This is a genomic window from Acidovorax sp. LjRoot118 (assembly GCF_964253575.1).
Lineage (GTDB): Bacteria > Pseudomonadota > Gammaproteobacteria > Burkholderiales > Burkholderiaceae_C > Acidovorax.
Genome location: NZ_CAXURB020000001.1, coordinates 6,658,425 through 6,678,798, shown reverse-complemented (window position 1 = coordinate 6,678,798; position 20,374 = coordinate 6,658,425). Strand labels below are relative to the sequence as shown.

Here is a 20,374-nt window from a genome sequence, read left to right as displayed (position 1 = left end):
AATTTTTTAAGCGGCAGGCCGGTCCGAGAAGGCCAGCTTGAGGCCGAAGCCGATGAACATCGCCCCGGCGACGCGGTCCAGCCAGTGCATGCCGCGCTGCACGGCGCCCACGCGGCGCGCCATGAAGCCGGCGGCCAGCGCCCAGCCCACGTTGACGGGAATGGCGTTGAGGTTGAACAGCACCCCGAGCAGCACGAAGGCCAGGGCCTTGCTGTCCGTGCCCGGCGCGATGAACTGGGGCACAAAAGCCAGGAAAAAGATCGCCACCTTGGGGTTGAGCACATTCGTCCAGAAACCGCCCATGAACACGCTGCGCAGCGACACGGCCGCAGCCGGCGCGGCCTGCGCCGCCGCGATGGCGGCACCGCTGCCGCCATCACCCGAGGCCTTGGCGAACAGCATGCGCACTCCCATCCACAGCAGGTAGGCCGCGCCCACCCACTTGAGCACGGTGAAGGCCGTGGCCGACGCGGCCAGCAGCGCACCCACGCCCACGGCGGCGGCAAAGATGTGCACGAAGCAGCCGGCCGTGATACCCAGGCCCGCCACGATGCCGGCCCGCACGCCCGAGCGCAGCGCGTTCGAGACGATGTAGAGCACGTCCGGACCGGGCGTCAGGTTGAGCAGCCAGCCGGCCGCGATGAACACCAGCAGTTGGTGCGTCTCGATGATCATGGCCGGGGCTCCAGGAAGTTCTTGAGCATGGCGTGGCCGTGTTCGGTGAGGATGCTCTCGGGATGGAACTGCACGCCCTCGATGTCCAGCGTCTTGTGGCGCACGCCCATGATCTCGCCGTCGTCCGTCCAGGCGGTGATCTCCAGCGCCTCGGGGCAGTCGGCCCGCGCGATGGACAGCGAGTGGTAGCGGTTGACCGTGAACTTCTCGGGCAGGCCGGCGAACACGCCTTTCTGCGTGGTGGTGATGACGCTGGTCTTGCCGTGCATCAGCTGCTGCGCGCGCACGATGCTGCCGCCGAAGGCCGCGCCGATGGCCTGGTGGCCCAGGCACACGCCCAGAATGGGCAACTTGCCGGCGAAGTGCTGGATCGCAGCCACCGAGATGCCGGCCTCGGCCGGTGAACAGGGGCCGGGCGAGATCACCAGCCGGTCGAGCTGGCCGGCGGCCAGGCGCTCAGCGATCTCGTCCACTGTGATCTCGTCGTTGCGGTGCACCTCGACCTCGGCACCGAGCTCGCCGAAGTACTGCACGATGTTGTAGGTGAAGCTGTCGTAGTTGTCGACCATCAAGAGTTTCATGCTGCGCTCCCTGCGGTCTGGCCCGCGTCGCTGGCGTGCCCGGCGCGCAGGCGCGCGAACTCGCGGTGTTCGTAGGCAATGGAGGCTTCCATGATGCCCCGGTAGATGGCCTCCACCACGTCGGCCTGGCCGCCCTGTGCCAGGGCGCGCTCGCGCACCCGGTCCACGATGGCCTGTATGCGCGCCTCGTCGCGCACCTGCACATCGCTGTGCTTGATGCGCGCGGCCTGCGTCATGTAGCCCGAGCGCTGCACCAGCAGCGGCACGAGGATGTCGTCGAGTGCGTCGATTTCACGGCGCACGTCGGCCATGGTGGTGCAGTGCTGCACCTGCTCGATGGCGCGGCTCATTCCAGGCCCTCCTCGACGAGCTCCGCAGCGCGCAGCAGGGCGCGGGCCTTGTGCTCGGTTTCCTTCCACTCGAGCTCGGGCACCGAATCGGCCACCACCCCGGCGGCCGCCTGCACGTAGAGCGTGCCGTTCTTGATGATGCCAGTGCGGATGGCGATGGCCACGTCCATATCGCCGGCATAGCTCAGGTAGCCGCAGGCACCGCCGTAAAGGCCGCGCTTGGTGGGTTCGAGCTGGTCGATGAGCTCCATCGCATGCACCTTGGGCGCGCCGGTGAGCGTGCCCGCCGGGAAGGTGGCCTTGAGCACGTCGATGGCGGTCATGCCGTCGTTCAGGATGCCTTCGACGTTGCTCACGATGTGCATCACGTGGCTGTAGCGCTCTACCGCGAAGGCCTCGGTCACCTTCACGGTGCCTGTCTTGGCGATGCGGCCGATGTCGTTGCGCGCCAGGTCGATCAGCATCACGTGCTCGGCCCGCTCCTTGGGGTCGTTGATGAGTTCGACCTCGGCCGCCTTGTCTTTCTCGAGCGTGGCGCCGCGCGGGCGCGTGCCGGCCAGCGGGCGGATGGTAATCTTCTGCCCGTCCGGCGTGCTCTCCTGGCGCACCAGGATCTCGGGGCTGGCGCCCACCACATGGAAGTCGCCGAAGTCGTAGAAGTACATGTACGGCGAGGGGTTCAGCGAGCGCAACGCACGGTACAGCGACAGCGGGCTTTCGGTGTAGCGCTTGTGGATGCGCTGGCCCACCTGCACCTGCATGAAGTCACCGGCGGCGATCAGCTCCTTGGCGCGGTCCACCGCAGCCAGGTAGTCGACCTTGGAAAAATCGCGCTGGGCGGGGTGGCTCTCGGTGGGCTTGACCACCGGGGCGCTGACCGAATACTTGAGTTGCTCCTTGAGCTCGCGCAGGCGCTTCTTGGCCTTGGCATAGGCTTCGGGCGTGGCCGGGTCGGCGTAGACGATGAGGTAGAGCTTGCCCGAGAGGTTGTCGATGACCGCCAGTTCCTCACACTGCAGCAGCAGGATGTCGGGGCAGCCCAGGGTATCGGGCGGGCAGGTGTTCTCGAGCTTCTTTTCGATGTAACGCACAGCGTCGTAGCCGAAGTACCCTGCCAGGCCACCGCAAAAACGCGGCAAGCCGGGGCGCAGCGCTACCTTGAAGCGCTTTTGGTAAGCCGCGATGAAGTCGAGCGGATTGCCTTCGGCAGTCTCCACCACCTGGCCGTCGGTAACGACCTCAGTGCGCGCCGCAGCACCGAAACCGCTGGCGCGCAGCAGGGTGCGCGCCGGCAGGCCGATGAAGCTGTAGCGCCCGAAGCGCTCGCCTCCCACCACGGATTCGAGCAGGAAGCTGTGCTTGCCGCCCTCCTTGGCGCGCGCCAGCTTCAGGTAGAGCGAGAGCGGGGTTTCCAGGTCCGCAAAGGCCTCGGCCATGAGCGGAATGCGGTTGTAGCCTTCGCCGGCCAGGCTTTTGAATTCAAGTTCAGTGATCACGGGGAGAGCTCCCAGCTGTCACAGCGCGTGTCCCCGCCAATGGGCATTGGGGGCGCTGCGGTTCATTCAATCGGCCCTGACAAGGGCCACGGGTGCACGCTGGGGCGGTTCGCCCAGGTGCCATCAGGCGTTCAGGCAGACAGGCTGACGCCAGGGCCAGGCTCCCCGGTCGCTGCAACCTGTGATGAACACGTGGTGAATGAACATGGGCCAAAGTGTAGCAAAGGTCTTGGAGCTTTCGGGTTTTTGGCATGCAATCACCATGAAGAACCACTCGAAAACCCTGTTGCGCCCGTTGCACGGTCTTGCAACAATTAGAAACGAACGGTCGTTCTATTTTGAGGAGACAAGCATGAGAAACATGGTGCGATGCGCTGCACTCGCCGCCGCATGCCTTCTGGCCGGGGCCACCATGGCCCAGCCCATCACGGTGTCCAACGTGAAGTACGAAGAGACCACCCAGGTGGCCGACAGCACCCTGCAGCTCAATGGTGCGGGCGTGCGCTACAAGGCGGTGTTCAAGGTCTACACCGCCGGGCTGTACCTCGAAAAGAAGGTTGGCACACCGCAGGAGGTGGCGAGCCAGAAGGGCCCCAAGCGCATGAGCATCACCATGCTGCGCGAGATCGATTCCACCGAACTGGGCAAGCTGTTCTCGCGCGGCATGGAAGACAACATGGACCGCGCAGCCTTCTCCAAGCTGATCCCCGGCGTGCTGCGCATGAGCCAGATCTTCTCGGACCACAAGAAGCTCATGGCGGGCGACCAGTTCCAGGTGGACTGGATTCCCGGCACCGGCACGGTGATCACCGTCAAGGGCAAGCCCCAGGGCGAGCCCTTCAAGGAGCCCGAGTTCTTCAACGCCCTGCTGGGCATCTGGCTGGGCAATGCGCCAGCGGACTGGAAGCTCAAGGACGCGCTGTTGGGCAAGCAGCCCGCGTAAACAGCGCCCCCTCCCGGGAAAGCACCTACCCACTTCTGTCACCCGGCAGACACAGCGCCTGCAAACCGCAGGCGTAACCTTCGAAGAACCTGTTCAAGCCCCGGCAGCGTGTGCATGCGCCATCCGCCGCACGCTTCTGCCGGGCCTTCTCCTCGCCACCCGCGCCCAGGAGCGATCCGCCGACAACCCTCGCCCTTTGACCCTGCACCTTCGTTCGCGCGCCTGACCACACCATGAAACCAAGCAACCTCTCCGTCGGCCTGCGCCTGGGCCTGTCCTTCGGCGCCATCCTGCTCATCACCGCGCTCCTCGCCGCCACCGGCATGTGGCGCATCGCCAGCCTGCAGGGCGCCAGCGAGCGCGTGGCCACGCAGGAGATCGAACAACAGACCCTGGTCGAGAACTGGGCTGCCGACATCCGCCTGAACTGGGTGCGCACCGAGGCCTTCCTCAAAGCCATCGACCGCGACTACATGGAAAAGCTCACGGCCGACACGCAGGCCACGGCCAAGGGCATCGAGACCAAGGTCCAGCGCGTCGAAGGCCTGGTGCAGGGCGACAGCAACCGCGCGCAACTGGCTACCATTGCCGCCGCGAGCAAAGCCTATAGCGACAAGCTCGCCGAGATCCGCGAACTGCACCGTGGTGGCGAGCCGAATGTACCCACGCTGGTGGACAAGGAGCTGCGCCCACTGGCCGACCGGTACCTCAAGTCCCTCGATGACCTGCGCACCGCCATGGCCACGCAACTGGCCGCGAGCCAGAGCGACACCGGCGCGCTGGCCAAAGCCAGCCAGGTGCTGCTGGGCGTGGGCACGCTGATCGCGGTGGCGCTGGGCGCGCTGCTGGCCTTCACCGTCACGCGCTCCATCGTGCGGCCGGTGCAGCAAGGCAAGCAGGCGGCCGAAAGCATTGCCGATGGCGACCTGACGCACCCCATCACCACCACGCACAACGACGAAACCGGCCAGTTGCTGCAGGCCCTGGCCACCATGCAGTCGCGCCTGGCCACCATCGTCGGCAATGTGCGCCACAGCGCCGAGGGCGTGGCCACCGCCAGCGCCGAGATCGCCTCGGGCAACAACGACCTGTCGGCCCGCACCGAGCAACAGGCCTCGGCGCTCGAAGAAACCGCCGCCTCCATGGAGGAACTGGGCTCCACCGTGCGCCAGAACGCCGACAACGCACGCCAGGCCAACCAGCTGGCGATGAGCGCCTCGACCGTCGCCATCCAGGGCGGCCAGGTGGTGGCCGAGGTGGTGGACACCATGAAGGGCATCAACGAAAGCAGCAAGAAGATCGCCGACATCATCAGCGTGATCGACTCCATTGCCTTCCAGACGAACATCCTGGCCTTGAATGCCGCAGTGGAAGCAGCCCGCGCGGGTGAACAGGGCCGCGGCTTTGCCGTGGTGGCCAGCGAGGTGCGCAACCTGGCCCAGCGCAGCGCCGAGGCGGCCAAGGAGATCAAGGGACTGATCGGTACCAGCGTGGAACGTGTGGAGCGCGGCAGCGCCTTGGTGGACCGGGCCGGTGCCACGATGAGCGAGGTGGTGGCCTCGATCCGCCGCGTGACCGACATCATGGGCGAGATCAGCGCCGCCAGCAGCGAGCAGAGCTCGGGCGTGGGCCAGGTGGGCGAGGCCATCACGCAGATGGACCAGGCCACGCAGCAGAACGCCGCGCTGGTGGAGCAGAGCGCTGCGGCGGCCGACAGCTTGAAGACCCAGGCCGGGCAGTTGGTGGAGGCGGTGGCCGTGTTCCGGCTCGGTGCGAACCACCATGCCGCGCCGGTCGCTGCGCCCCGCCCGGCCAGCAACGCATCGCGGCTGTTGCCAACAAGTGGGCAGCGCCGTATCGCCGCCTGAGCAGCCGCTCAGGCGTTTTTCAGCTCTTGCAGAGCATCCACGAAGCCATCGGCATCCACGGCCCGCACCGGCTGGCCGTGGTTGTAGCCGTAGGTCACCAGCACCACCGGGCAGCCGGCGGCGCGCGCCGCCTGCGCGTCGTTGCTCGAATCCCCCACCATCAGCGTGCGCGCCGGCGTGCTGCCCAAAGCCTCGCAGGTCTTGAGCAGAGGCAGCGGATCGGGCTTCTTGCGCTCGAAGCTGTCGCCACCGAACACCTGAGAAAAATAACCGTGGAGCCCCTTGGCCTTGAGCAGCGGCACGGCAAAGTCCGTGGGCTTGTTGGTCAGGCAGGCCAGGCGCAGGCCTGCCGCCTGCAGCGCCTGCAGGCCAGCCACGACGCCTGGGTACACCTGCGCGTACTGGCCATTGATATCAAGGTAGTGCTTCTGGTAGCTGACCCAGGCAGCGGGGTACAGCGACTCCACCTGCGCGGCATCTGCCGCCTGCCCGCCGGACGCCAACACATGGCCCAGCACCGAACGCAGCAGGTGCTCCGAACCCTTGCCCACCATGTGCTCGATGTGCTCGGCCCCGATGGCAGGCAGCGCCAGTTCGCGCAGCATGCGGTTGAGCGCCTCGGCAAAGTCCCCGAGCGTGTCCACCATGGTTCCGTCCAGGTCCACGATGGCGGCGTCCACACGGGACAGCAGGGCGGACAACGGTAGCGATGCGGACATGCGAAGAACTCCTCGGAATGCGGATGAAGAAAGGCCGGGCAGCGCTGCCCGGCCTTGGCGAGTTTAAAGGTGCCGGCTTACCGCAGACTCAAGGTCTGGAGCTTCCAGGCCGGGTCCTGCCAGCGCTGGAACAGGGGCAGCGCAGCCACGTCGCCGGTCACGCGCTCGGTGGCCAGGCCTTCCAGGCGCACGATCTCGAAGCTGCGGCGGTAGCGGCCCTGGCCGCGTGCCTCGCGCGCCACCAGCATCTGCTGGCCGCCGGGCACCCAGCCGGCCCACTCGGCCACGCCGGTCTCGGGCGCGCTGGCGGCGGGGGGCAGCACGTCGACCAGCCAGCCCTCGGCTGTCTTGCGCATCACCCACAGCTCACGCCAACCTTCCAGGGGCTGCACGGCCAGGGCAACCGCCGTGCCCTCGCGGTTCACGCTGGCAGAGGCGGTCCAGACCACGCCGTAGGTGCAGCGGCGCACCAGTGGTGCCTTCACACCCTTCTGGGCATCGACCAGCAGCACGCAGGTCTCGCCGGGCGCTCCGGGCTCGGTCACGATGCCGGGGCGGTTGCCCTGGGCGACGGGCAGGCTGGTGGGCACCAGGGCCCAGCGCACGGCGCCCACGCGCATGGCGGCGTCGTTGTAGGCGGACTGGTCTTCGTCGGGCAGATCGTTCTTGCTGACGCCGGCGAACTCGGCCAGGGCGCGGGAGGCCGCAGCCGCCACGGCCGCGCCGGCGATGTCCTTGCGCGCCTGCTGGAAGGCCATGGCACTCCACACGCCGGCGCGGCGCATCTGGATGCGGTTGCGCACATAGGGCGACAGGCCCGCCACGTCCACGCGGTCGAGCACCTGCGATTGCCACTCTTGCACGCGGGCACGCTCGTGCGCCGGCAGGTCGGGGTTCACGCACTCGGGCCGGGTCAGCGCCAGGGCGGCACGGGCACGCTGCTCTCCATCCGCCACGGGCATGGCCAGCACGCGGCGAAAGGCCTCACCGTCGTAGCAGACCTGCATGCGGCCTTCGACCTCGTAGGTGGTAAAGCGCACGCCGTAGCCGTTGGCCACGTCCAGGTGGGCCGACAGGGTGGCGCCCGAGGCCTTGCCCGGCACGGCGGCCGAGGCACGGCGCGCCAGCCGGTCGGCCAGGGTTCCCAATGCGTCGAAGGCCTGGGCGCCCTGCTCTCCCGCCAGCGCGCTGGCCGGTGCCGCCTGCAGGTAGGCGGCCGTGATGCCGATGCCCAATGCTTCGGCGCCTGGGGTGTCACGCACGAAGCGCAGCACCGACAGCAGGGCCGGGCCCTCGGCCTCATCAAGCGCCACGCGGCGCACGTCGCTGGTACGGATGAAACCGCCGCGCTCGCGCTTGTGATCCCATACCTGCAGGTAATCGAGGCGCTCGCCGCGCACTTCGAGCACCTCGCCCTGCCACAGCGCGGACTGCTGCTGGGCCGAGTCACGCGGCGCTGCGCGCAGGCTGGCCTGGTCCTGCACGACGATGGCGCTGCCCAGGGTGCTGGCGGGCGCGGGGGGGACGGCAGCGGTGGCGACCATGGTGGCGGCCGAGGCGATGGCCGCGGCGAGTGTCAGGGTGGTGCGGTTCATGCTCATTGCTCCGTGGCTTGGGTCGTGGAGGCGTCATCGGCAGCGGCAGCTTGCGCGGCCACGGCCTGGGCGTTGCGGTTGCCGCCCAGCAGCGCGGCACCGATGAAGTCCCCATTGGTCGGAGGGGGCGCGATGATGACCTGGATCTTGTCCGAGAGCTTGTCGGCCAGCGTCTTCTGGATCAGCAGCGGGTGGCGCGTGACCAGCGCGCCTTCGCGCGCCATCTGCTCGGCGTTGACCTTGCCGATGCGGTCCATGCGGTAGGCCTCGGCCTCGGCCAGCTTCTGGCGGGCATCGGCCTCGCCACTGGCCTCGATGCGGCGGGCCTGGGCCGTGCCCTCGGCGGCCTTGATGCGCGAGACCTTCTCGGCTTCGGCCTCCAACTGGCGCTGCTCGATCTGGCGCTGCTTGAAGGGCAGCACATGCTTCATCGCTTCTTCCTGGGCGCGGGCGGCGATCACCTGTTCGCGGGCGGAGGCTTCGGCGGCCACTTCGCGGCGCACCTTGTCGGCGCTGGCGTCGAGCTCGGTTTCCTTCACGCGCTTGTCCTTGAGCTCCAGCGTGTAGCGCATCTTCTCGGAGGCCAGCTCCTCGGCCAGCAGGCTGTCCATGCCGCGGCGGTATTCAGCGGGCAGGTCCACCTTGCCGATCTGCACGTGGCGCAGCAGCACGCCATCGGCAGCCAGGCGGGTGCGCAGCTCGGTCTCGATGATCTGCTGGATTTCGGCGCGCTTGGAAGAGAAGATCTCGCGCACCGTGTAGCGGGCGAACACCTTGTAGATCAGGCCTTGCACGGCAGGCTCGACGATTTCGGCGCCGATGTTGTCGGGCAACTGCGCCGAGCGCGCGGCCATGGCGGCCGGGTCCAGCGCGTAGCGCACGCTCAGGTCCAGGCCGAAGGACAGGCCTTCCACCGACTGCAGCGGCGCGGCACCCGTCGCCTGGCGCATCTGCTCGGGGCGGTAGGTCTGGTCACGCAGGGTGAACACGCGCACGCTGTGCAGGCCGGGCAGCACCCACACGCTGCCGTCGCGCCACTGGCTGACCGAGCCGGTGAGCTGGTTCACACGCACACCGAGCTCGCCCTGGTCCAGGTGCTGCACCGGGGGGTTGCGGTACACCATGGCGCCAGCAGCCACCACTGCCGTGCCGGCGACCAGCCAGCCCAGGGTGCGGGGCGACGGCAGGGCCAGGGGGCGGGAGGCAGCGATGGGAGCGCCTGCAGCGATCTCGTCCTGGGCGCCATCCAGCGTGGGCTCCACGGCAGGGGTGGCGGCAGGGGTGCGGCGCAGGGCGCGGGTGATGCGGTTCCAGGTGGCTTTCATGGTGTCTTCCCTCGTTGATTCGGTTCGGTGGGTGGTTTCTCTGCGGCGCCGGATTTCCGTGCTGCATTGGTGTCCAATTCTTCGCATTCCCCCCGGAAGCATCAATGCGGCGCACCCACCAAAGCGCTCACGCCAGGAGTGCAAAAGCTCCCACCCCGGAAGAAAAACTCACACCGCTGCGGCGGGGGCCCGGGATAATCCCGGCAGCACCACTCTCAGAACCTGTTCATGACCCGCATTGCCGTGATCGAAGACGACCTGCCCACCAGCAACCAGCTGGCCGGCTGGATCCGCAGTGCGCGCAGCGGCATCGTGATCGACCAGTGGTTCACCCGCGACGAGGCCGAGGCGGCCCTGGCGCGCGAGCACTACGACGCCGTGGTGCTGGACATCGAGCTCGGCCGCGAGCGCCATGCGGGCGTGGCCCTCATCAATGCCATCAACAAGCTGCGCCAGGGCACGCCGGTGCTGGTGGTGTCGGCCATGCCGGCGGCCATCTACCGCAGCATCATGAAGGCGCTTGACGCCTGGGACTACCTGCAAAAGACGACCTTCGAGGAGGCCGATTTCATCGAGACCTTTCTCGACATCCTGCGCACCACGCAGGCGGCTACGCCAGCCGCTGTCGCGGCGGTCGCGCCCGGCGATGCGCTGGTGCTCGACCCGCTGTGGCAGCGCACCCCCACATGGCGCGGCGAGCGCATCAACCTGCCGCTCACGGCGCAGCGCATTCTGGCCACGCTGCACCAGCGCAGCGGCGAGGTGGTCTCGTACGACGAGCTGTTCGAGGTGGTCAAGAGCGGGCGCAACCGCGACAACGTGCGCAAGCACGTGAGCACCATCCGCGAGGCCCTGCGCGAAGTGGACCCGGCCTTCGAAGGCATCGAGAACGTGCCCATGCGCGGTTTCCGGTGGGTAGGCTCGCCGCTGGCGCAGGGCCGCCTCAAGACATGATCAAGCGCCTGCTGCGCCCCGGCCTGGAGATGCCCCGGCTCGAGATGCCTCGGCTGGGGCTGCCGGCCTTTCGCCTGCGCATCCTCGTGCGCAGCGTGTTCATCCTGCTGGCGGTGGCCACCGTGGCGCTCAGTGTGGTGCTGCTGCGCGAGGAGAAGGAGCGCGCCTGGCAGAGCTACCAGCACGGCTTTGAGCGCAGCCAGGCCGAGGTGATGGCGCGGCTGCGCCACCCCTCGGGGCAGCTCGCACTGCTCAACGCCGGCAGCCTGGGCCAGGGCGCCACGCCGCTGGCCCCGCTGTTGCTGCCCTACTCGGCCATCGACTTCGACGACCAGAACAAGGCCCAGCAGGCGGTGGAGATGGCGGGCTGTTCGGTGCAGTACCCCGATGGCTCCTCTGTCTGCGCGGCCATCGGCAACAACCCCTACGCAGGCGGCTTCATCTACATCGTGGGCAGCTTCTACGCAGGCGAACTGGCCGCGCGCGAACGCGGCGCGCTGGACCTGGCTGCCGTGCACCGGGCGCGCGTGACGCTGGACATGCGCGGCACCACCAGCCGCTGGGTGGCGCCCTTCGAGGCCATGGCGCCAGCCAGCGGCACGGCGGCCGGCACCAGCCCCGGGGCACGTGGCCGGCTCACGGGCTTTGTGGACAACGGTGGCGAGGCGCTCGATGCGCGCGCGCGCCCGGTGCGCGATTTTCGCGGCTGGTTGTGGCAGAACGGCCAGTGCCGCGACCTGGCCGGCGCTGCGCCCGACTGCCTGCGCCGCAGCTTCTATTCCATCCGCCTGCCGGTGGAGCTGTTCCGCGAGGCGCTGTTCCGCAAGGAGCGCCTGGTGTGGCCGCCCGAAGACCTGGGCAGCATGCGCGTGCGTGTGGAGATGCTTGCGCCCGGTGACGGCCCGGCGCTGTTCGACAGCAACACCCCCGGCGCGCAGCCCGGTGCCTCGCTGACCGAGGTCACGCGCAGCCTGCTGCCCGGCGAAAAGGTGCAGGTGCGCAAGATGGGCGATGGCGAGGAGAACACCCTCACCCTCAAGGGCAGCGAGGTGCAGGCCGAGCCCTCGGCGCCCTGGCTGATTCGCCTGGTGAGCTGGCTGCCGCTCGATGCGCCCGATGCGCCCACCACGCCGGCGGGCCTGGACATCCTCGACACGCCCACGGGCAACTACGTGGTCAGCTTCACCGGCAACCTGCGCGGACTGGAGCAGGGCCTGGCCGCCGTGGCCACGCGGATGTCCTGGTACCTGGGTGCCATGCTGACCGCCATCGCGCTGGCCTGGCTGATCGTGGAGGTAGGGCTGCTGCGCCGCGTGACCGCCCTCACCCGCCGCGCGGCCGCTGTGTCGTACAACGTGCAGGACGGGCACATCGGCCCACGCCTGGGCGACCTCGATGTCTCGGACCTGCGCGGCTCGGACGAGCTGGGCATCCTCGCGGGCGGCCTGGCCGACCTGCTGCAGCGCGTGAAGGACGACATCCAGCGCGAGCAGCTGCGCGCACAGCAGGAGCGCGACATGTGGCACGCCGTGGGCCACGAGATCATGTCGCCCCTGCAGTCGCTGATGGTGCTGCATGGGGGCCCTGGCGACCCAGGCCACCGCTATGTGCAGCGCATGCAGCAGGCGGTGCACGTGCTCTATGGCACCGCTTCGCCGGCGGAGGCGCTGCAGGCGGCCGACGTGCCGCAGGGCCGGCTCGACCTCGACGCCTTTTTGCGCCACGTGGCGGACAACGCGCACTTCGCAGGCATCGTAGACGTGGTGTACCAGGGGGGCGCGGGCACCGTCATCGTGCGCGCCGACGAATTCGCGCTGGAGGACGTGGTCACGCACATCCTGCGCAATGCTGACCGCTACCGCCCTGCGGGCACGGCCATCACGCTCACGCTCACGGCCTCGGAATCCACCGCCAGCGCCACGCTGCACAACGTGGGGGTCACGATTGCCGACGAGCTGTTGGGCCGCATCTTCGAACTCGGGGTGTCCGACCCCGACCTGCCCACACCCGTGGGCGAAGGCGAGCACCGAGGCCAGGGGCTGTTCGTGGCCAAGACCTACATGGCCAAGATGGGCGGCACCGTCAATGCGCGCAATACGGCCGACGGGGTGGCCTTCACGCTGACGTTCCAGCGGCTGGGTTAGGCAAGGGCGGCAGGAAGAAGGCGCCACGGCGCACGACTGCGGTCGGCGCTGTCCGACAGGGTCCGAGGGGATGCAGGGCTACGCTGCATCCATCCTTTAGCAACCGTGTTGCACCCTGTCATTTGCGCCCTGCGCAAGGAGCCCTCGCCATGAAACGTTTCGCCTTTTTCGCCCCCGTTGTCACCGCCGCCCTGCTGGCAGCATCTGGCGCCGCTTTGGCACAGTCGCCTTCCTCGGAGGCCACGGCCCGCTATGAGCAGGATCGCCAGAAGTGCATGACCAACAACACCCAGGACAGCATGGCGACCTGCATGCGCGAGGCCACCAACGCGCTGGATGCATCGCGCAAGGGCCAACTGAGCGACCCCGGCCCGATCGCAGCGGCCAACGGCACCGACCGCTGCAGTGCGTTCCAGAGCGCGCAGGAGCGTTCGGAATGCGTGCGCCGCGTCGAGAGCAGTGCCGTGAGCGGCTCGGTCTCTGGCGGCGGCGTGCTGCGCGAATCGACGACGACCACGATCATCGTCCCAGCACAGTAAGCTCCCCCTGAGTCGCTTCGCGCCTTCCCCCTCTCTCATATTGCTTCGCAATCTGGGAGGGGGACGCCGCCAGCGCGGCGGGGCGGCCCTTGCGCGGGGGCACTGGCCTGGGGTGTGCCAGTTTTCACCGGCTTTTGTGCGGTAGCTACTTCAGCGCTTGCCGCATGGCGTCGATGACGCCCTTGTAGTCCGGCTTGCCGAAAATGGCACTGCCGGCCACGAAGGTATCGGCACCCGCATCCGCCACCCGGCGGATGTTGTCCGTCTTGATGCCGCCATCCACTTCGAGGCGGATGTCCTTGCCCGAAGCGTCGATGCGGCGGCGCACGTCCTCGATCTTGCGCAGGGCCGAATCGATGAAGCTCTGGCCGCCGAAGCCGGGGTTCACGCTCATGATCAGGATGAGGTCGATGTCGTCGATCACCCAGTCCAGCACGTCCAGCGGTTCTGCCGGGTTGAACACCAGGCCGGGCTTGGCGCCCTTGGAGCGGATGGCCTGGATGCTGCGGTGCACATGGCCCGAGGCATCGGGGTGGAAGCTGATGTAGTCGGCTCCCGCATCGGCAAACGCGGCCGCCAGGGCGTCGACAGGCTCGATCATCAGGTGAACATCCACCGGAATGGCGGTTCCATCGGCCGTTTTGGCATGCGGCTTGAGCGCCTGGCACACCATGGGACCGAATGTGAGGTTGGGCACGTAATGGTTGTCCATCACGTCGAAGTGGATCCAGTCCGCTCCGGCGGCAATGACATTGCGCACTTCTTCGCCCAGGCGGGCAAAATCGGCGGAGAGGATCGAGGGGGCTATGCGAAAAGGTCGGCTCATGCCCCAATTGTCGCAGTTACCATTCGCCCATGCCAAAGTACCAGTTTGACGTGCAAGTGCAGCCCGAGTACCTGCCGGAGCAGTCTGCCCCGGACACAGGGGTGTTCAGCTTCGCCTACACGATCACCATCACCAATGCCGGGGATGCGCCCGCCCAGTTGATCTCGCGCCACTGGATCATCAGCGACTCGCGCGGCCATACCGAAGAGGTCAAGGGCCTGGGCGTGGTGGGGCACCAGCCCCTGCTCAAGCCTGGTGAATCCTTCCAGTACACCAGCGGTTGCCGCCTGCGCACGGCCAGCGGCACCATGCACGGCACCTTCCATTGCGTGGGCGAGGAAGGCGAGCCCTTCGATGCCAAAGTGGACCTGTTCATGCTGGAGGCGATCAACCAGGGTCCTACGGGACAACCCCTGACCGGCCGGGTGCTGCATTGAGCCGCAGCGTCGATCTGGCCACCATCCTCGCGCGGCTGGACCCAACCGCCGACCTGGCCCACCGCCACCTGTGGCTAATCGGCCTGCTCGACTGGGTGCGCGGCAAGCGCGACTCGGTGCCCGGCGCCGTCGGCCGGCTGCAGCTGTTCCTGGACGCGGCGGAAGCCCGCCCCGAGGTGCAGGCCAAGCTGCAGGCATGGTGGGCAATGCTGGTCGACACGGTGGACATCACCACCCTGCTGGCCGACTTCGGCTTTGCGCCGCGCACGGCCCTGGCCAGCGAAGTGGCCGAGCGCCTGCGCAACAAGCTGCTGCCGGCAAGCCCCGAGACCATCGATGCCTCGGAGCTGTTCATGCTGGCCCTGCCCGGCGGGTTCGACGCCCAGTGGGTGGCCGCGCTGGAAGAAACCCAGCTCACACGCCTGGTGCACCTGCTGGCACCCACGGACACGGGCGGCGCCTCGCGCTGGCAGAAAGCCTTGCTCGATGCGATCACCTACTGTGCCGGACAGATCCTCTCGACCGGGTTCGCACCCGAGCTGCGCCTGCGCATGAGCGAGACGGCGCGCGAGTCCCAGCCCTTCCACGCCCTGATCCACGACGTGGAGAGCCTGCGCGTGGAGGTGCTGCACGGCCTGCGCACGCCCGAGCGGCTCGATGCTGCGGTGCAGCGCCTGCGCGAGCGGCTGGAAGCCTGCCGCGCCGCCGCCGCCACGGTGTACACGCATTTCGAGGAAAACGGCATCTCGGTCGGCCTGGTGTTTCGCCTGCGCCAGCTGCGCGAGCGCATCCTGCGCGTGCGCCAGTTGCTCGACTGCCTGCTGTCGCCCCAGCCGGCGCTGACGGCCGCCAAACTCATGGCCAATCTGGTGCTGGTGGGACAGGAGCGGCGCAGCCTGCGCGCGCTGTTTGCCTCCAACTCCTCGCTGCTGGCGGCCAAGGTGGCCGAGCGCAGCGCCGAGACGGGCGAGCACTACATCACCCGCACGGGCGCCGAGTACCGGTCCATGGTGAAGAAGGCGGCCGGCGGCGGGGCCCTGATGGCCTTCACCACGCTGGCCAAGTTCGGCCTGTATGCGCTGGCGCTGTCGGCCTTCTGGGGCGGCTTCTGGGCGGGCGTGAACTACGCCACCACCTTTGTGCTGATCCAGCTGCTGCACCTCACGGTCGCGACCAAGCAGCCGGCGATGACGGCACCGGCCATGGCCGCCAAGCTCAAGGAGCTTGGGGCCAGCGATGCCATCGAATCGTTCGTGGACGAGATCACCCACCTGGTGCGCTCGCAGGTGGCGGCTGTGCTGGGCAATGTGCTGGTGGTGTTCCCGGCCGTGCTGGCCCTCGCCTTGCTCATCACCCAGGCCACCGGCGCGCCGGCCATCACGGAAAAGCAGGCCGAGCATGTGTTCGAGTCGCTGCACCTGCTCGGGCCCTCGCTGTTCTTCGCGGCCTTCACCGGGGTGCTGCTGTTCCTGTCGAGCATCATCGCGGGGTGGACGGAGAACTGGTTCGTGCTGCACCGCCTGGACTCGGCCATGCACTACAACCCGCGCATCACCCGGTTTCTGGGACAGGCGCGCGCGGCCCGATGGGCGCGGTTCCTGCGCGAGAACCTGTCGGGCTTCGCGGCCAACATCTCGCTCGGCTTCATGCTCGGCCTGGTGCCGGCCATCGCCGGCTTCTTCGGCCTGGGGCTGGACGTGCGCCACGTGACGCTGTCCACCGGCCAGATCGGGGCGGCCTGCGCCGCGCTGGGCATGGCGGTGGTGCACCTGCAGGCCTTCTGGTGGGCCGTGGCGGCCATTCCGCTGATCGGTGCGCTCAACGTCACGGTGAGCTTCTACCTGGCCTTCAGTCTGGCGCTGCGCGCGCAGAGCGTGAGCGGCGTGGAGCGCTCTCACATCTACGCGGCCATTCGCAAGCGCCTGCGCTCGGCCCCTTTGAGCTTCTTCATGCCGGGGCGCGGGCGCACACCAGCCGCCTGACGCACACTGCAAGGTTGCAAACAGCTCCTTACAAAGCTCGAAACTGTCCTACAAGAAGCGCAGGCGGCGGCAGTTAAATTAGGCGCACCCTGGAAAGCCACAGCCCTTCTGAAAAACCGAAGCGATTTCTGAGGTCTCTGCAGGGTACGTTAAGGTAACGGCGCGCCAGCAGCTGTCTGCTGGGGCCACGGCTGTGTACAACGCCGTGCCAATCAGATGTGATCTGGCGGGTACCGCACGGCACACGCCACCCCACCGGTGGCACTGCGCCGCCGAAGAATCAACCTGCGGGCGACTCGTGTGCCCGCGCCATGCAGAGGTCACCTACATGAATGAAATCCTGAGCTTCTGGGCGCAGTGGCTGCGCCCCTCGGCCGGGCTCCCCACGGTGCAATGGTCCCTGCTGCTGGCAGTGGCCGCCATGGCCGGCTACCTGTGCCAGCGCCACACGGGCCTGCCCAAGGTGGTGGGCTATTCGCTGGTAGGCACGGCCGCAGGCCTGGCCGGCTTCAGCGGTGCCCTGTGGCCGCTACAAGGGATCGGTCTGTTCCTGTTGGAACTGGGCATCGCCCTGGTGCTGTTCGAATGCGGCGGGCGCATCCCGCTGCGCTGGTTCCGCCACAACCCCATGGTGCTGGTGCAGAGCATTGCCGAATCCACGCTGACCTATTTCGCTGTGTATTGGGTATTGGTCTGGCTCAACCAGCCCACGCAGGTGGCCGGCCCCCTGGCCCTGGTGGCGCTGGCCGCCTCGCCTGCGGTGCTGACGCGCGTGGTGGCCGACACCCGCGCAGCCGGCCCGGTGACCGAGCGCGCCATTGTGCTGGCCACCCTTTCCACACTGTACGCGCTGACCTTGGGCAGTGCCCGGGCCGAGCAGATCAACCGCCAGAGCCTGACCCTCATCGACACCATGTACCCCGTGGTCGTGGTGCTCGGCGTCTCGGTGGTGGTGGCCGCCGCGCTGGCGCTGGTGATGCGCATGGCCCTGCGCATCATGAGCCCGGCCAGCGAAAACACCTCCATGCTGCTGCTGGCGCTGATTGCTGCGGGCACCGCAGTGGCCGCGCACATGGGTGGCTCGGCCCCGCTGGCCGCGCTGCTGGGCGGCATCTTGCTCAAGCAGCTCAACCCGCGTCCCTGGGCCTGGCCGCGCCAGTTGGGCAATGCGTCGTCGCTGTTGACCATGCTGATGTTCGTGCTGGTCTCCACCGTGGCCGCGCAAGCCGACTGGAGCGGCCCCGTGGCCGGCGTGGTGCTGGCCCTGATCGCCGTGCGCCTGGTGGCCAAGGTGCTGGGCGTGGCCCTGGGCAATGTGGGCAGCGGTGCCAGCTGGCGCCAAGCCCTGTGGGTGGGCGGCGCGATGACGCCCATGTCCTCCATCGCGCTGCTGATCGCCTCGCAGTTCGTCGTGGCCTCGCCGTCCACCGGCCACCTGATCGCCCGCGTGGCCCTGCCCGCCATCCTGCTGATGGAGGTGCTGGGCGCGGTGATCGCCACGGTGGCCATCTACCGTGCGGGCGAGAGTTCGAAACCCTGGGCGCCGCTGTCGAACGCCACCACCAGCAGCAACGGAGACAACGCGTGAGCCTTGAAGCCTTCAACCATTCCGAACCCCTGACGCTGGGCGTCGAGCTGGAACTGCAGCTCGTCAACACCAACGACTACGACCTCGCGCCCTATGCCGAGGACATGCTGCGCCTCATGCACAAGACACCGCTGCCTGGCAGCGTGGTGCCCGAGATGACGAACAGCATGATCGAGATCTCCACTGACATCTGCCACTCGGCCAGCGAGGTGCTGGGCCAGCTCACGCCGATCCGCGATGCACTGGTCAAGAGCGCCGACAAGCTCAACATTGCCGTGGTGGGCGGGGGCACGCACCCCTTCCAGCAGTGGCACGAGCGGCGCATCTACGACAAGCCGCGCTTTCGCGAGCTGTCGGAGCTGTACGGCTATTTGTCCAAGCAGTTCACCATCTTCGGCCAGCACGTGCACATCGGCTGCCCCGATGCCAATTCCGCGCTGCTCATGCTGCACCGCATGTCGCGCTACATCCCGCACTTCATCGCGCTGTCGGCGTCGAGCCCCTATGTGCAGGGCCAGGACACGGCCTTCGACTCGGCACGGCTCAATTCGGTATTCGCCTTCCCGCTGTCGGGCCGCGCACCGTTCGCGCTGACCTGGGAGGACTTCACGGCCTACTTCGACAAGATGACGCGCACCGGCGTGGTCAAGAGCATGAAGGACTTCTACTGGGACATCCGCCCCAAGCCCGAGTTCGGCACCATCGAGATCCGAGTCTTCGACACGCCGCTGACCATCGAGCGTGCCGCCGCGCTGGCGGGCTATGTGCAGTCGCTCGGTGCCTGGTTCCTCGCGGACCAGCCCTTCATGCCCGAGGAGGACGACTACCTGGTCTACACCTACAACCGCTTCCAGGCCTGCCGCTTCGGCATGGACGCGGTGTACGTGGACCCGGCCACCGGCGACCACATGCCGCTGCGCGAGCACATCATGATGACGATGGACAAGATCGCCAGCCATGCCGCCATGCAGGGCGCTGCCAACGCCATGCACATGCTGCGCACCGAGACCGAGGCCGGCCAGAACGATGCCCGCTGGCTGCGCGAGCGCCAGCGCGAAGAGCAACTGCTGGCCGAAGTCAGCCGGCAGGCGGCACAGCGCTTTCGCGGCGCGCGGATCTGAACGGCGCCCTCAGTCGCCGCAAGGCCTGTACGGCCATGCGCCACAGCGCACCTGGGGCATTTTGCAGCGCTTCGCCGCGCAGGCGGTGGGATTCGCGGAGGGCGGCGGCCTTGAGGCGATGCAGGTCGTCGGGGTAGAGCTCATCTATCTGCGGCATGGAACACATCCTTCACGTTCGAAACAGGGTGTGGCCACTGTAGGCACAGGCCTGCGCGGGCGAAACGCCGTATGGCGCAAGGGCGTTTTGCGCAGCCTGCAAGGGCCACCACGGTTGTGCGCGCCAGTCCCGCTACCATGCGTCCATGCGCGATATCCGCTTTGAAGACATGCACCTCTTTGTCCGCGTGGCGGACCTGGGCTCACTCTCGGCCGTGGCGCGCGAGCGCGATGTGCCGGTGAGCCAGGTCTCGCGCACCCTGGCGCGCATCGAGAAGGCCTGCAATGCGCGGCTGATCCACCGCTCGACGCATGGCCTCACGCCCACGGCCGAAGGGCTCACCTTCCTCGAGTACTGCCGACGCCTGACCAGCACCATGGACGAGCTCGAAGGCGAGTTCGCCAGCCAGAGCGGCCAGGCCAGCGGCTCAGTGCGCGTGGCCGCCAGCTCGGTGTTGGCCGAGCACCTGCTGATCCCCAGCTTCGACAGCCTGCAGCAGGCACACCCACTGCTGCGCGTGGAGCTGGTGGTGGACGACCGCATGGCCGACATGGCGCGCGACGGCATCGACATCGCCATCCGCACCGGGCCGCCCACCAGCGATACCGTGGTGGCGCGCCCGCTGGGCACCCTGGTGCGCAAGCTGTATGCCACGCCGGCCTACCTGCAGGCCCATGGCGAGCCGCAGCACCCGGATGAGCTGCACCGCCACCGGCTCATCACCAACAGCGCGATGGCCCAGCTCAACCGCTGGCCCTTCATGGTCGATGGCGAGCCCCACGTGGTGGTGGCCGACGGGCATTGGCGCTCCGGCAGCACCGGCATCACGGCGCGCCTGGCGCTGCAGGGCCTGGGCATTGCCCGGCTGGCCACCCTGGTGGCCGAACCGCTGGTGCAGCAGGGCGTGCTGGCACCCGTGCTGCGCGACTGGGTGGACGAGCAGCCCTCGCCCATCCACGCCATCACGCTCACGCGCAGGCACCGCCTGCCCAAGATCAAGGCCTGCATCGACCACTGGGCGCTGTGGTTCGGCAGTGGCGGCAGCGCCCTGGGCTGAAGCGGCCAGGGCGCGCT

18 protein-coding genes are annotated in these 20,374 nt (G+C 68.1%); 10 read left to right on the top strand and 8 right to left on the bottom strand.

The window, feature by feature from the left end:
* Positions 1-6: 6 nt before the first annotated feature.
* From ACSQ9E_RS31325 to trpE, 4 genes are read right to left on the bottom strand one after another with little or no spacing between them, the layout of a single operon-like run.
* Positions 7-675: a LysE family translocator gene (locus ACSQ9E_RS31325; protein ID WP_200961153.1), complete on the bottom strand. Its 669-nt coding sequence runs from the start codon at positions 673-675 to the stop codon at positions 7-9.
* A complete protein-coding gene (locus ACSQ9E_RS31320) occupies positions 672-1,256 on the bottom strand; it encodes an anthranilate synthase component II (RefSeq protein WP_057203930.1) in 585 nt (194 codons plus the stop codon). The genes ACSQ9E_RS31325 and ACSQ9E_RS31320 overlap by 4 nt, the downstream gene beginning before the upstream one ends.
* Positions 1,253-1,606: a chorismate mutase gene (locus ACSQ9E_RS31315; RefSeq protein ID WP_057203929.1), complete on the bottom strand. Its 354-nt coding sequence runs from the start codon at positions 1,604-1,606 to the stop codon at positions 1,253-1,255. Before ACSQ9E_RS31315 ends, ACSQ9E_RS31320 begins: the two co-directional genes overlap by 4 nt.
* The gene (gene trpE, locus ACSQ9E_RS31310; protein WP_057203928.1) at positions 1,603-3,102 is read right to left on the bottom strand and encodes an anthranilate synthase component I; all 1,500 of its coding nucleotides are present in this window, start codon (positions 3,100-3,102) and stop codon (positions 1,603-1,605) included. The genes ACSQ9E_RS31315 and trpE overlap by 4 nt, the downstream gene beginning before the upstream one ends.
* Before the next feature lie 352 nt (positions 3,103-3,454).
* Between trpE and ACSQ9E_RS31305 the strand changes: the two genes are divergently transcribed.
* Positions 3,455-4,045: a chalcone isomerase family protein gene (locus ACSQ9E_RS31305; protein WP_057203927.1), complete on the top strand. Its 591-nt coding sequence runs from the start codon at positions 3,455-3,457 to the stop codon at positions 4,043-4,045.
* A gap of 233 nt (positions 4,046-4,278) precedes the next feature.
* Complete coding sequence (locus tag ACSQ9E_RS31300; RefSeq protein ID WP_057268532.1) at positions 4,279-5,913, top strand: methyl-accepting chemotaxis protein; 1,635 nt, start codon at positions 4,279-4,281, stop codon at positions 5,911-5,913.
* 8 nt (positions 5,914-5,921) lie between these two features.
* Here ACSQ9E_RS31300 and ACSQ9E_RS31295 read toward each other — a convergent pair whose 3' ends face one another.
* The 3 genes from ACSQ9E_RS31295 to ACSQ9E_RS31285 all read right to left on the bottom strand — a co-directional run bounded on the left by ACSQ9E_RS31295 (position 5,922) and on the right by ACSQ9E_RS31285 (position 9,552).
* Positions 5,922-6,632, bottom strand: a complete 711-nt coding sequence (locus ACSQ9E_RS31295; protein ID WP_436180012.1) for a phosphoglycolate phosphatase — start codon at positions 6,630-6,632, stop codon at positions 5,922-5,924.
* Between the two features lie 77 nt (positions 6,633-6,709).
* Positions 6,710-8,176 (bottom strand): hypothetical protein, encoded by a 1,467-nt coding sequence (locus ACSQ9E_RS31290; RefSeq protein ID WP_428003770.1) that lies wholly within the window; start codon positions 8,174-8,176, stop codon positions 6,710-6,712.
* Between the two features lie 53 nt (positions 8,177-8,229).
* Positions 8,230-9,552, bottom strand: coding sequence for an SPFH domain-containing protein (locus ACSQ9E_RS31285; protein WP_436180013.1), 1,323 nt, complete (start codon positions 9,550-9,552; stop codon positions 8,230-8,232).
* A gap of 228 nt (positions 9,553-9,780) precedes the next feature.
* On the opposite strand from ACSQ9E_RS31285, the gene ACSQ9E_RS31280 reads away from it, so the two are divergent.
* From ACSQ9E_RS31280 to ACSQ9E_RS31270, 3 genes are all read left to right on the top strand, one after another.
* Entirely contained in the window at positions 9,781-10,506 is a 726-nt protein-coding gene (locus ACSQ9E_RS31280) for a response regulator transcription factor (RefSeq protein ID WP_436180014.1), read from the top strand.
* Positions 10,503-12,650 carry a sensor histidine kinase gene (locus ACSQ9E_RS31275; protein ID WP_436220052.1) on the top strand — a complete coding sequence of 716 codons (2,148 nt, stop codon included), beginning with the start codon at positions 10,503-10,505 and terminating at the stop codon, positions 12,648-12,650. Before ACSQ9E_RS31280 ends, ACSQ9E_RS31275 begins: the two co-directional genes overlap by 4 nt.
* Before the next feature lie 149 nt (positions 12,651-12,799).
* Positions 12,800-13,189, top strand: a complete 390-nt coding sequence (locus ACSQ9E_RS31270) for a hypothetical protein (RefSeq protein ID WP_436220051.1) — start codon at positions 12,800-12,802, stop codon at positions 13,187-13,189.
* 145 nt (positions 13,190-13,334) lie between these two features.
* Here the strand turns inward: ACSQ9E_RS31270 and rpe are convergent, their stop codons facing one another.
* The gene (gene rpe, locus ACSQ9E_RS31265; RefSeq protein ID WP_436220050.1) at positions 13,335-14,015 is read right to left on the bottom strand and encodes a ribulose-phosphate 3-epimerase; all 681 of its coding nucleotides are present in this window, start codon (positions 14,013-14,015) and stop codon (positions 13,335-13,337) included.
* Between the two features lie 29 nt (positions 14,016-14,044).
* Between rpe and apaG the strand changes: the two genes are divergently transcribed.
* The 5 genes from apaG (at position 14,045) to ACSQ9E_RS31240 (ending at position 20,357) form a co-directional block, all read left to right on the top strand.
* Positions 14,045-14,452: a Co2+/Mg2+ efflux protein ApaG gene (gene apaG / locus ACSQ9E_RS31260; RefSeq protein WP_057203920.1), complete on the top strand. Its 408-nt coding sequence runs from the start codon at positions 14,045-14,047 to the stop codon at positions 14,450-14,452.
* Complete coding sequence (locus tag ACSQ9E_RS31255; protein WP_436220049.1) at positions 14,449-16,434, top strand: site-specific recombinase; 1,986 nt, start codon at positions 14,449-14,451, stop codon at positions 16,432-16,434. Before apaG ends, ACSQ9E_RS31255 begins: the two co-directional genes overlap by 4 nt.
* A 328-nt stretch (positions 16,435-16,762) precedes the next feature.
* Positions 16,763-18,022, top strand: a complete 1,260-nt coding sequence (locus ACSQ9E_RS31250) for a cation:proton antiporter (protein WP_057268525.1) — start codon at positions 16,763-16,765, stop codon at positions 18,020-18,022.
* Entirely contained in the window at positions 18,019-19,143 is a 1,125-nt protein-coding gene (locus ACSQ9E_RS31245; RefSeq protein WP_057203917.1) for a YbdK family carboxylate-amine ligase, read from the top strand. The genes ACSQ9E_RS31250 and ACSQ9E_RS31245 overlap by 4 nt, the downstream gene beginning before the upstream one ends.
* A gap of 326 nt (positions 19,144-19,469) precedes the next feature.
* Entirely contained in the window at positions 19,470-20,357 is an 888-nt protein-coding gene (locus tag ACSQ9E_RS31240; protein ID WP_436220048.1) for a LysR family transcriptional regulator, read from the top strand.
* Positions 20,358-20,374: the final 17 nt, after the last annotated feature.